General features: G+C 43.3%; 10 protein-coding genes. 3 read left to right on the forward strand and 7 right to left on the reverse strand.

Annotated elements, in window-relative coordinates:
* Window positions 1-69 precede the first annotated feature (69 nt).
* Both ACEYV4_RS01225 and ACEYV4_RS01230 read right to left on the reverse strand, forming a co-directional pair.
* Window positions 70-1,539: a C69 family dipeptidase gene (locus ACEYV4_RS01225; RefSeq protein WP_373841618.1), complete on the reverse strand. Its 1,470-nt coding sequence runs from the start codon at window positions 1,537-1,539 to the stop codon at window positions 70-72.
* Between the two features lie 238 nt (window positions 1,540-1,777).
* A complete protein-coding gene (locus ACEYV4_RS01230; RefSeq protein WP_373841619.1) occupies window positions 1,778-3,025 on the reverse strand; it encodes a D-alanyl-D-alanine carboxypeptidase family protein in 1,248 nt (415 codons plus the stop codon).
* Window positions 3,026-3,221: 196 nt separating this feature from the next.
* Between ACEYV4_RS01230 and ACEYV4_RS01235 the strand changes: the two genes are divergently transcribed.
* From ACEYV4_RS01235 to gtfA, 3 genes are all read left to right on the forward strand, one after another.
* Window positions 3,222-4,028 (forward strand): serine hydrolase, encoded by an 807-nt coding sequence (locus ACEYV4_RS01235; RefSeq protein ID WP_373841620.1) that lies wholly within the window; start codon window positions 3,222-3,224, stop codon window positions 4,026-4,028.
* A gap of 32 nt (window positions 4,029-4,060) precedes the next feature.
* Window positions 4,061-4,903, forward strand: a complete 843-nt coding sequence (locus ACEYV4_RS01240; protein WP_373841621.1) for an aldo/keto reductase — start codon at window positions 4,061-4,063, stop codon at window positions 4,901-4,903.
* A 373-nt stretch (window positions 4,904-5,276) separates the two neighbouring features.
* The gene (gtfA, locus tag ACEYV4_RS01245) at window positions 5,277-6,734 is read left to right on the forward strand and encodes a sucrose phosphorylase (RefSeq protein WP_373841622.1); all 1,458 of its coding nucleotides are present in this window, start codon (window positions 5,277-5,279) and stop codon (window positions 6,732-6,734) included.
* 106 nt (window positions 6,735-6,840) lie between these two features.
* On the opposite strand, the gene ACEYV4_RS01250 is transcribed toward gtfA, so the two are convergent.
* The 5 genes from ACEYV4_RS01250 to ACEYV4_RS01270 all read right to left on the reverse strand — a co-directional run.
* Window positions 6,841-8,175, reverse strand: coding sequence for a M20 family metallopeptidase (locus tag ACEYV4_RS01250; protein WP_373841623.1), 1,335 nt, complete (start codon window positions 8,173-8,175; stop codon window positions 6,841-6,843).
* Window positions 8,176-8,191: 16 nt separating this feature from the next.
* Window positions 8,192-9,670: a YfcC family protein gene (locus tag ACEYV4_RS01255; RefSeq protein WP_373841630.1), complete on the reverse strand. Its 1,479-nt coding sequence runs from the start codon at window positions 9,668-9,670 to the stop codon at window positions 8,192-8,194.
* Between the two features lie 211 nt (window positions 9,671-9,881).
* The gene (locus ACEYV4_RS01260) at window positions 9,882-10,592 is read right to left on the reverse strand and encodes an alpha/beta hydrolase (RefSeq protein ID WP_373841624.1); all 711 of its coding nucleotides are present in this window, start codon (window positions 10,590-10,592) and stop codon (window positions 9,882-9,884) included.
* A 24-nt stretch (window positions 10,593-10,616) separates the two neighbouring features.
* A complete protein-coding gene (locus tag ACEYV4_RS01265; RefSeq protein ID WP_373841625.1) occupies window positions 10,617-11,444 on the reverse strand; it encodes an aldo/keto reductase in 828 nt (275 codons plus the stop codon).
* 14 nt (window positions 11,445-11,458) lie between these two features.
* A partial coding sequence (locus tag ACEYV4_RS01270; protein WP_373841626.1) for a class I SAM-dependent methyltransferase occupies window positions 11,459-12,039 on the reverse strand: 581 nt, incomplete at its 5' end.

Here is a 12,039-nt window from a genome sequence, read left to right on the forward strand (position 1 = left end):
TTAATTCCTATATAAAAGATAATCGCCGTCGAAAATTGTTTTGACAGCGGTTATTTTTATTTACTATGTTTACAAATTCTTATTTTGAACAACTTTAGTTTGCCGGGTAGCGTCAACCGTCAGCTTTTGATTAAGCTTCTTAAAGGCATTTTGCGCATAGTCCGCATTCTGTTGGTTAGCCTGTGTTAAGAAATCAGCAACCTGGTCACTTGGCAGTTGTTCAGCCTGTTTATCAGTTGTAGCTAATTGCTGGTCAAGGTGTTTTTGAACGTGCTTTTGAACTGGTACAACATCCTTATTAATCAGCTTATTCTTATATGGATCAGTCAATACCCGGGTCATCTTGTAGGTCCAATAAGCAGAGCTATTGTCTGGCTTATTAGTACCCTTCTGATAGTTTGCCGGTGTATTAGTAATATTAGTATAGAACGGCACATAAACACTAGTAGCTGGTGAAGCCATTGCTAACCATTGAATTCCGGCAATATCGTCTGGTACATTAGACCGAATCTGAAGAATGTGTGATTCTACATCACTTGGCACGTTGATTGGCCGGTAGCCACCAACCCACTTACCATTATTGTCATATTTGGTGTTATTGAAGTGGGAAGCTAAAACCTTTTGTACCTTAGTGACAGAGATCTTATGATCTGGCTTCATAAACATCGTAAAGTGTTTCTTTGTAATAGATTGTTTCTTACTTGGCGTCAAAATCCGTTGACCATCCCAGACCCGGGGACGATTATAAACAGCGTCTTCTTTGCCATTGGTCCCGAAAGCACTAGCCAAGTTAACTTCGTGGCCGTTGACATACCCATTCAGGTCGTGTTTCTTAACAAAGGAAACTAAGCCTTTCGAGTACATATAATTACCTTGTTTAGTATTGACATTACCAATCATCGTTTGGTTAGGAATAACCGCATATTTGTTGTTAGGAACCCGAACCGCAGCCCAGTGGTGCCCAGAAACAATTTCCATATACCAAATTGAATTTTTGTCACTGAAGATTACCCCGTTGTTTTCAGCGGAACCCTTAGTCTCAATGATATGGCCAAGACGTTTCACCCCATCCTTAGCGGAGTGCGCATATGGCAGTATGACGTCCAACATGGACTGCTCCTCTAGACCATGCTTAACAAATGGGTCCGCCTTTTGTGCCCGTTTATTGGTTGTTCCAGATTCAGTCGCACTCATTGCAACGTTACTACCGTTGATGCCATCTTCACCGAATTGATCTTGACCATCAACCTGTTGCCAATCTGGAGTACTGGTATAACGCTGCTGGTCGGCCGGCAGCGTAACCTTAAAATGATTGTCCTTAGAAACATATTCGGTTGGCCCATTACTATTGGCAGCATGATAAACATAATGCTTCGCCCAAGCCGTATCCACATCTTCGTTTCGGGCAATCATCGTTGACCCGTCCGTACTGGCCCTTTTTCCAACCAGGACAGTCGTACAGGCACTTGCCGAACTGACGGTTCCCATCACCATTCCAAATGTCGCTAATCCTACTAAATACTTAAAGCGGTTAACCATCGTTTTTACCTCCCTTGTGGTAACGCTTACATTTATAAAATAACATGGTGATTGTGAATTAACAAACAAATTTTATAGGCTCTTAATCATTCATGAATTCGGTATACAAAATCGTTCAAATAAAATGGGACTATTGTCCGCTTTTAGTATATTAATGCACTATCGATCGATGATTGGCAAGTTTATACAAACAAAAAAATCCGCTATAAATGCGGATTTTTTCATATGTAATTTACTTTCAAAAGCCACGTTGAGTAACCGTCTTCGCGGCCTGAATAGGCAATTGAACTTCCGGTAAACCATGCAAATATAACTTTAAGTAGCCAACCGTCTCTCCCTTTTTCACTGGCGCCTGTAATTTGCCACTAAATGATTGTCGCCGATGATTAATTATTACGGTTGGACGGGTTTGTTGCCAAGTACTATTCCGTGGTACCCACAGCCAGGTTGATTTTTTCAACGTCAGTGGAACACTATGTCGATATTTCTTAGCATGAACGATCCGCGTCTGTTGGGCACTGCGCGGCAGTTGATGAATATTTTTCAATTCTACTGGTTGGTAAGCCGTCGCCAATTGTTCGTAGAACGCTTTCTGCATCTTCGATTGGTTATTCCAATCTCCTTTGGTATGAAGGCCAACTAAGATGACCCGATGACCCATGTAGGTACCGGTCGTAACGATACACTTACCAGCTGCATCGGTATTGCCAGTCTTCAATCCGTCAATTGCCCAATCTTTAGGTGCATAGCCATTTTTCGGCAAAAGGGCATTGATATTAACTAACTGACATTGTTGCCCTGCACTTATATTGAAATTAGCAAATTTCTTCTTAGTAATCTGCAGTGTTTCTGGATAATGTTTGATAAGGTACCGTGAGATTAAAGCTAAGTCCCGAGCTGACATCTTGTTCTCGGCATCCTTATTAACGCCCCGCAACTTTTGTTTGCCCAAGCTCTTATTAGGAAGACCAATCATGTTGTAAATCTTAGCATCGGTTACTCCCGCCTTGTGAGCGATGACCTGCATCTTATGATTAAAGGCAGCTGTACTACCTGCATCGGCTAAGGCTAAGGCCTCGGTACTGCCATCCGCTGATACAAGCATCATCGAGTCAACCAATTGGCGAACACTATATTTTTCGCTCACGTTTAATTGGACATTAGAAAAGTGCCAATCATTGGCGACCTTAGCAACTGCTGGTGAAATAGTAATTTTTTGATTCCAGCTAAGTTTATGGGCATGAATATCTTGCTCAATCACCGCTAAGGTTAAAATTTTTGTCAGAGATGCGATGGGGTAAGTTCGCTGAGCATTTTTTTGGTACAGGACCTGACCCGTATCCGCATCAATTGCGTATGCCGCCCGGGCATCCATTCGGTAAAATGAAGCGGCATTAACATGATGATTATTCCCGCCAAGCAAACAACAGGCCAAGGAAAATACTACCAAAAAGCAAAAAATTAATTTACGACCTAACCTACTCATTTCATTATCCTTTCACAATTCAAAACTTCCTAATATAAGATAGGCTCACAAATGTGAATTATCTATGAAAATTAATAAAGTTTCAAGCTAATTTAATATTTTCTTACATATAATTGTTAACGAAAAGGTTTCTTTTTGAGCTAATCCCAAGTATGATTATTAATTAGTACCACCACTTTGGAAAGGAGTAACTTTCATGCAGCGTGTTCCACAACGAACTCAGCATCTCCACCACAAACGAGGGTGGTTAATTTTAATCATCATTATCGTTTTGGTAGCCATCATTGGTATTCATCATTACACCTCATTAGAGGCTCGGTTAAAAAGTAACTGGGATCGGGTCGTTAATACTTCCAGTGATAACGTTAGCATCGCGGTATATTCACCCAAGAGGAAGAGAATTTACCAGTCCACCAATGCTCCTAAGCATAAATTCCATACTGCAAGTACTGTTAAGGTTAGCATTCTGGCGGGAATTCTTGCTAAGCAGCATTCCTTAACCAGTAACCAGGCAAAATTAGCTAAGGCAATGATTGAGCAAAGTGACAACACGGCGACTACTACATTATTCACCGATTCGCTTGGTGGTCAATCCGGCCTCCAAAATACCTTCAAGGAGTTTGGAATGAATGACTCAGTTGCTAACAAAAGTTGGGGACTAACTACCACCACTCCAACAGACCAGGTCAAGCTTCTTAATAATATTTTTTATAAATCTAAACTTCTAACAAGCCAGGATCAAACAACTATCCGTAACCTAATGAGCAACGTTGATGCGGACCAAAGTTGGGGAATTTCTGCTGGAAGTAATAACTTTGCCATTAAAAATGGCTGGCTTTCTTACGGTGATGATGATTGGATTGTCAACAGCATTGGTTATATTAAGAACAAAAATGGTACCGACTACACGATTGCCGTTTACACCGATAAGAACAACAGCATGGTGACTGGGCAACAGACCATTGAACAGTTGGCCCGTGTCACTAAGCCATTAATGAAATAAAAATTAAAATGAAGATTGAGGAAGTGTTATTAATGGATATTCAAACTAATTACTTAAAATTAGCTGATGGTAATCAGATGCCCCAAGAAGGTTTTGGCCTCTATAAGGTCGATGGCCAAAAAGTAATGAACCAATCAATCAAGGCCGCTTACGAAGCGGGATACCGACTCTTTGACACGGCACAACTTTATGGTAACGAACAAGAAGTTGGCACTGCATTTAAGGAACTCGGTATTCCACGTGACCAAATTTTTGTCACCACCAAAGTTGCCGAAGCTAACCAAGGCTATGATCAGGCGATCCAATCGGTCAAGGAATCACTCAAAAAGCTTCAAATGGACCATGTCGATCTACTGTTAATCCACTGGCCAATTGAACGAGCATTCTTTGAAACATGGCGAGCATTTGAAGACATGAAGAAGGCAGGACTAACCCGATCAATCGGGGTTTCTAATTATCAAATGATCCACCTTCAATACCTAGTAACTAAAGCTCACGAGATGCCAGTAGTCGACCAGATTGAGCTCCATCCCTTGCTGACCCAAAAGCCCCTGCTGAAGTTTAATCACAATCACCAAATCATCACCCAGGCCTGGAGTCCACTGGGCCGGGGAGCAGTTTTAGGAAAAGAAGTTCTAAAACAGATTGGTGCCGTTCACCACAAATCCACTGCCCAAGTGATCCTGCGTTGGCACCTGCAAAATGGAGTGGCCTTCATTCCTAAGTCCGTGCATACGGCCCGTATTCAACAAAACGCCGATATTTATGATTTTACACTTAGTCCAGCGGAAATGGCTCAGATTGACCAGCTCAACAATTATCAACGAACCGGTCGGGAACCAGAATTAACCTATGAATATGACCATCAGTACTAGAAAATAATGAGACGCCCGGTGAGAAAATAATTTTCCACCGGGTGCTTTTTTACTAGCGAGGTATATTCTACCCATTTGTTACCTCAATCATCACCTATCTAATTAGGCACCAATTCAACAATGAAAATGTTTACAAATATTTTTGATAAACGTTTGACATTTTATTATCTACATAGTATATTAGTCACGAATTCCAAATAATAAATGCTTATTAAACAAGAGTTCAAAGAAAGAGAATTAATTAGTTTTATTTGTCTCGTTTGTAAGAACTGATATCTGTTTATAGTGTTGCTCGGACTGACGAGATATTTTTGGTAATTGCTTTAACCATTTCGTAACTTATCTTAATTTTTAATTTTGGGGAGATTTTACCATGCCTATTCAAAACAAAGCAATGCTGATTACCTATTCAGACTCCATGGCCAAAAACATTAAGGAAACCCACGAAGTCTTAAAGAAGTATATTGGTGACGCCATCGGTGGTGTTCACCTGTTACCATTCTTCCCGTCCACCGGTGACCGTGGTTTTGCACCATACCGTTATGACGTTGTTGACCCGGCCTTTGGTGATTGGGACGACGTGGAAGCTCTCGGCAAGGATTACTACCTGATGTTTGATTTCATGATCAACCACATTTCCAAGAAATCTGTTATGTACCAGGATTTTCAAAAGAATCATGATGCTTCCAAGTACAGTGATTTCTTCATCCGGTGGGAAAAGTTTTGGAATGCCGCTGGTAAGAATCGGCCAACCCAAAAAGACATTGACTTAATTTACAAACGTAAGGATCGGGCTCCAAAACAGGAAATTGATTTTGCTGATGGTACTAAAGAACACCTCTGGAACACCTTTGGCGACCAACAAATCGACATTAATGTTAAGTCAAAGGTTGCCCAAGAATTCTTCAAGGAAACCCTGACCAATATGGTTAAGCATGGGGCAGATTTGATTCGGTTAGATGCTTTTGCGTATGCCATCAAGAAAGTAGACACTAATGATTTCTTCGTTGAGCCTGAAATCTGGGACCTACTTGAAGATGTTCGTAAGATCCTGGCTCCATATAAGGCCGCTATTTTACCAGAAATTCATGAGCACTACACAATGCCGCAAAAGATTTCAAAGCATGGCTACTTCATCTATGACTTTGTTTTACCAATGACTACTCTGTATACCTTATACTCTGGAAAGACCAATCGACTAGCTCACTGGTTAAAGATGAGCCCAATGAAGCAGTTCACCACCCTTGATACTCATGATGGGATCGGGGTTGTTGATGCGAAGGACATTCTGACCGACGATGAAATCGACTATACTTCCAAAGAGCTATACAAGGTTGGGGCCAATGTTAAGAAGAAGTACTCCAGTGCCGAATACCACAACCTGGACATTTACCAGATCAACACTACCTTCTATTCTGCCCTTGGTGACAATGATCGTGCTTACTTACTAGCTCGAGCATTCCAAATCTTTGCTCCTGGTATTCCAATGATTTACTACGTTGGCTTGCTGGCTGGTTCTAACGATCTGAAGCTCCTTGAAAAGACGAAGGAAGGGCGGAATATCAACCGTCACTACTACACTAAGGAAGAAGTGGCCAAGGAAGTTCAACGGCCAGTCGTTGCCAATCTATTAAAGCTCTTAAGCTGGCGGAATAAGTTTGCTGCTTTCGACCTCGATGGTTCCATCAAAGTTGAAACGCCAACCGATACCACTATTAAGATTACTCGTCAAGATAAGTCCGGTCACAACGTGGCTATTCTGGATGCCGATGCCGCTAACAAGGCCTTTACTATTACTGCTAACGGCAACGAAATTTTCGCCCAAAAATAAAAATATTAACAACAGGTTCGCTACATTGTATGCGCTTGGTAAATAAAAAAGAAACGATGAACAACGCTCATTATTGTTCACCGTTCTTTTATTTACTCATTAATAATTAGTCTACACAAAGTTTTTTGATGGCTTGGGCGTAAATTTCCATTGCCTTATACATATCTGGCAACGGCCATTGTTCATTAGCCTGGTGCATATAGTCCGGTGTCGTCGGCAGCATTCCACCAAAGGCTACACAATTATGCATTGTTCGAGCAAAGGTGGCCCCACCAGAAATCTGTGGAGTGGCCTTCAGATCCCCAGTTTGGTCCTTGTAAACTTTCATTAAGGTTTGAATCAGTTGACTGTCTTTTGGCACGTAAAGTGGGGCCACATAGTCAAATGGGGCATACTTGAGGTCATACGGAGCAACGTTCTGATTAAGTTTCTTCAATAACTGGTCACGATCAACCGTTACCGGAATTCGTAGGTCAATCTGCATCCGGGTTTCCTTCTCATTAATTTCTAGGCTAGAAATGTTAAAGGTCAGATGACCGGACTCATCTTTAACATCCCCCAAAACATTAGTCCCAGTCGCATCTTCCTTGAAAAGCTTGCCAAAGAAATCTAGTGGTTTAAAGTCAAAGACATCGTCAAGAGCAATTGCTAATCGCAAAACAGCATTAGTTCCTTGTGGTGCCAACATTGCGTGGACAGACTTACCGATAACGGTAATTGAATGATCATCACTAATGTACTTGAAACCATGCTTATCAAGGGCGGCCTTGACTTCATCCTGCTTAGGGCCATCGTACACGGCCTTATCCGGAACCGCGTTAAAGGCATTCTTTAGGCTGATGTTTAATTGGTCAGTCCCCGGACCTACTAAGTAAGCCTGTTCAAGACCCTTTTCAGCATAGATCAACGGGAATTCGGCATCCGGTGAAATTCCGCTATCAATCTGCGCTTCTTTCTTGTTGTACTGGGCAATCCCTCGCCAAAGCATCTCTTCATCAGTGCCGTAAATGAAACGAATCCGCCGGTTGAAGTGATAGCCAGCATCCATCAGGGCCTTAACGGCGAAGAGCGCAGCAATTCCTGGTCCCTTATCGTCTTGAGAACCCCGACCATAAACGGCGTTGTTGATCACGGTACCCTTAAACGGATTGTGCTTCCAAGTAGCCGGATCACCGGCCGGAACGGTGTCGAGGTGACAAATTACCCCAAAGACCTTATCACCTTCGCCAACCTCCGCATAGCCATAATAACCAGCCGGATCTTCGTAGGTCTTAAAGCCTAATTCATTACAAATTTTCATCATTTCATCGAGTGCATTTCGAATACCCCGGCCAAAGGGTGCCCCTTCTTCCTTCGGCTGGTTATAAGATGGTACCGAAATCAGCCGTTCCAGGGTCTTAACAGCGGCTTGTTGTTCTTGTTCATTTACTAATCGTGTCATAAATACTCATTCCTTTTTATAATACAGCAGCAACACCTAAGAATACACAAGTAACGATAAAGAGATAAATCATCAGTTTCAGCATCCACTTCCACCAAACACTGACGTTAACATGGGCAATTGCAAGAGCACCCATCACAATGCCAGAAGTTGGTGTGATCAGGTTGACCCAACCAGAAGCAGCCTGGTAAGCGGTAATGACCAAGCTCCCGGAAACATGAGCAAAGTGACCAAGTGGTCCAATGATTCCCATCGTTGCGGCAGCCAGCCCAGAGGTAGATGGAATCAGGAAGGACATTGGAATATAGAAGATATAGGTCAAGATGATGAAGACACTTTGGGAAAGACCATGCAGGCCCATTTCGCCCCAGTGTAAGACCGTTCCGGTGATCATTCCATTGTTCATAATCACTTGGATACCACGTGCTACGGCCACAATAATGGCAACGCTGAGGAAGTCCGCCATCCCCTTCATGAAGGCATCCATAAATTCGCCTTCCTTCATGTGGTAAACCCACATGATTAACACGGACATGAAGAGGAAGAGCATTGTAATCTCATTGAAGTACCAAGTGCCCAGTGGCGCCATGTCGTGGCCAAGCAGGTTGCCCAAGAACGGGATACTGGTCAACCACTTAGCAAACTTGTCAAAGAAGGTCCAATGAGGGTTTAGGTTAGTCCATGGAATCAACCCTAAAATCATAATGACAAAGGTTGCCCCGAATAACCAAATCACGGCTTTTTGCCGACCAGTCATCTGGTGCTCATCGTTGGTCCGGGTCTTGATGGCAAAACGTTTCTCATCCGCTGCCCGCTGGTCATAGATTAAGGACTTTGTTGGATCCTTCTGAATGACCGAAGCATAATGGTAAACGTAGATAATGCTGACGGCCGTGGTAATAACCAGTAGGAGCAACCGACTTCCTAACCCATCACCAGGTGAAATGTGCAGAGTCTGTGAAGCAACTCCAGTGGCAAACGGGTTAACAGTTGATGCCAAGCAGCCAACTTGAGTCCCAACTAGGGCAATAGCAACGGCAACCAAGGAGTCGAAGCCGACCCCCATCATTACCGGAATCAGTAATGGATAAAAGGCAATCGTTTCTTCACCCATTCCGTAAGTAGAACCACCAATGGCGAATAGAATCATTAGGATTGGAATTAGTTGCTTTTCCCGTCCTTTATAACGGTGAACAATTGAACTAATTCCTTCGTTTAACGCATCGGTTCGGTTGACGACCCCCAAGAAGCCCCCAATCACCAGGATAAACAGGGAAACCGAGATCGCACCCTCAGTTTTTTTATCCCCGACCATTCCGATTACCGGTGCCATAAAGACATCCCAGATTCCCTGTGGCTTACTAGCAACAGCCTTATAAGTTCCAGAAATAATGTTGCCGGCCTTATCCGTCGCGTAAGTCCCTGCTGGGATAATCCAAGTCAAGATGGCAATGATGACGATGATAATAAATAAGATCGTATAGGCAGTCGGCATATGAAACCGATGTTTTTTCTTTGCTTTCGGCAATATCCTCACCCCAAATCTAAAATTAGTACCGTAAAATCACGTAAATAATTTCACAATCTAATTGTAACTTGATTTGAAAGCGGCTTCAATACCCGTCAAGAAGGTCATGAATAATAATTCATTTGAAGATCATAAAAGCCAGCCGGTTAGAAATTCTAACCGGTTGGCTTTTAATCTCTTAAAATAGTCGACTGAGCCAATCCAAAAATAGTGGGAACCATTTAGCCATGTGATCATCAACCCGATCCCGGTTAACAATTCCGGTATACTTATTAGCTAAGGCAATGCCATGGTTACCGGTACCAAACTCATGTAGTTCAAACGGTACCTTATGCTTGGCTAAGGCAACCGCGTAAGCATTGATGTGGTCTACGAAAGGTGTCAACCCATCATTGATCGAACCCCAGATAAAGGTTGCTGGTGTTTGGCTCGTCACGAGTCGGCTGACGTCCTCCGTGGTTACGCCCATCTTATCGTCAATCGTTGGCTTGATCACTGGATAGCCAAGGGCAACAAATTTAGCCTTTGTCCCCACTTGGTTTGCATAGGCTGCCGCCAACTGGCCACCGGCGGAAAAGCCAATGACCCCTAGTTGTGACGGGTTAACTTGCAGTTCTGTGGTGTGGGCAACGATATAATCAAAGGCCTGACTAATCGCCACCTTGGCAGCCGGATAACTTTTATGTACCAATACTGGATAGCGAACAACAAAGGCCTGAAAAGCGTGGGTGGCAAAGGTGAGCGCTACTCGTTCAGAATCACGTTCCTTGATCTGGTTGTAACTGCCACCAGGAATGATAACGACAGCTGGCAATGCTTCATCACTAGCACTGTAATAAATATCAAGCGACGAATAAGGCTGACTTAACTTAACGTTACTAATCTGCATATCAATTTTTCACTTCCATAATACTCAAATTTTATCCAACGGAACTTTACGTGTCGGTGCTGGGTATTCCTGGTCAATCTTTTGTAATTCTATAGGCGTTAATTGTAAATCCATGGCCGTAATATTATCCTGGACATGGGTCACCGAACTGGCTTTGGGCAAAGTAACCACATTATTATGCCGCGTGATCCAGGCCAGCATCACTTGGTAAGGACTAGCATGATGAGCGGTAGCAATTCTCTTTAAAACCGGTGTTGGGCGTAAATAATGCCAGCCAACTGCATGAAATGGCGAATAACCTAAGAAACCAACCTGATGTTTTTCCTGCCAAGGCATTAAGTCGTATTCAACACCCCGACTGGTTAGGTTATAAAGGTCTTCGTTGGCAAAAACGTGTTCTCCGGCTGGCACTTTTAAAAGCTCCTTCATGTCGATCACATCGAAATTGGAAACGCCCCAATGACGGATCAAGCCTTCCTGCCTCAACCGTTCTAAACCGGCCACAGCAACAGCTAAGTTGGCATTTGCGCGCCAATGCAAGAGGTAAAGGTCCAGGTAATCAGTACCTAACTTTTCTAGGCTAGGCTTCAAACTAGCCGCCTCCAGTTCAGGAGTAGCATGTCTAGGCAAAAACTTAGAAATTATAAAAACCTGGTGACGATCAATTCCTCGTAACGCCGCCCCGATCACTCTTTCACTGCCATAATAACTTTCCGCCGTGTCAACCACGTTAATACCGTGAGTTAGGCCGTAGCGAATCGCCGCAATTTCATTTGTGGGATTAGCACCAAGATCGGCACCACCAATTCCAATTTGGCTTAACCCTTCACCTTTAATTGTCAAATATTTCATCTTTGCTTTCCCTCTTAGAGTCGCTTAGCAATCAACACCTTGGTGGTCGGCCACGGGCTTCCCCACCAACCATTAAAGCCAGGATTGACTACCCGAATATTCTTAAAACCGAGGTTAGCCAACATCTGCTGGTATTCGCCAATATGAGCAAAGTCAACGATTGCCAAGGTGCCATCAGCCTTTAAGACCCGGCTGGCTTCCTGAATTGCACGGCCCCGCTCGAGAGCCGGACTAATATTATGAAATGCCAGGTCAACTAAAACGGCGTCAAACGTTCGGTCGGCAAAGGAAAGATTAAAGACATCGGTATCAACTAACTTCACCCGGTCGGCTACCTGGGCCGCATTGACCTCTTTTTGAACCGTCTCAGAGTCTTGGTGCCATTGACCGGTTCCATAAACTTTAGCGGGTAATTGTAAGCTCTTGGCCAGTGTTAACAGGTCGATTAACCGGCCCCGACAAAGATCTAGGATCTGGTCATGACCACCGAAGTTCAGTCGCATAACCAAATCTTGCCAAATTCGTGCATGTCCCCTGGTAATTGTGTGCAAGAGAATACCCGTCCATAACGCTAACAGAATAATCCAAATTAGGT

This window comes from Limosilactobacillus sp., assembly GCF_041859915.1.
Classification (GTDB): domain Bacteria; phylum Bacillota; class Bacilli; order Lactobacillales; family Lactobacillaceae; genus Limosilactobacillus.

Excerpts from the sequence above, each read along its gene's own strand:
- ACEYV4_RS01240 (WP_373841621.1), top strand. The coding sequence starts at position 4,061 with ATGGATATTCAAACTAATTACTTAAAATTAGCTGATGGTAATCAGATG.
- ACEYV4_RS01235 (WP_373841620.1), top strand. The coding sequence starts at position 3,222 with ATGCAGCGTGTTCCACAACGAACTCAGCATCTCCACCACAAACGAGGG.
- ACEYV4_RS01255 (WP_373841630.1), bottom strand. The coding sequence starts at position 9,670 with ATGCCGACTGCCTATACGATCTTATTTATTATCATCGTCATCATTGCC.
- ACEYV4_RS01250 (WP_373841623.1), bottom strand. The coding sequence starts at position 8,175 with ATGACACGATTAGTAAATGAACAAGAACAACAAGCCGCTGTTAAGACC.
- ACEYV4_RS01265 (WP_373841625.1), bottom strand. The coding sequence starts at position 11,444 with ATGAAATATTTGACAATTAAAGGTGAAGGGTTAAGCCAAATTGGAATT.
- ACEYV4_RS01225 (WP_373841618.1), bottom strand. The coding sequence starts at position 1,539 with ATGGTTAACCGCTTTAAGTATTTAGTAGGATTAGCGACATTTGGAATG.
- ACEYV4_RS01260 (WP_373841624.1), bottom strand. The coding sequence starts at position 10,592 with ATGCAGATTAGTAACGTTAAGTTAAGTCAGCCTTATTCGTCGCTTGAT.
- ACEYV4_RS01230 (WP_373841619.1), bottom strand. The coding sequence starts at position 3,025 with ATGAGTAGGTTAGGTCGTAAATTAATTTTTTGCTTTTTGGTAGTATTT.
- gtfA (WP_373841622.1), top strand. The coding sequence starts at position 5,277 with ATGCCTATTCAAAACAAAGCAATGCTGATTACCTATTCAGACTCCATG.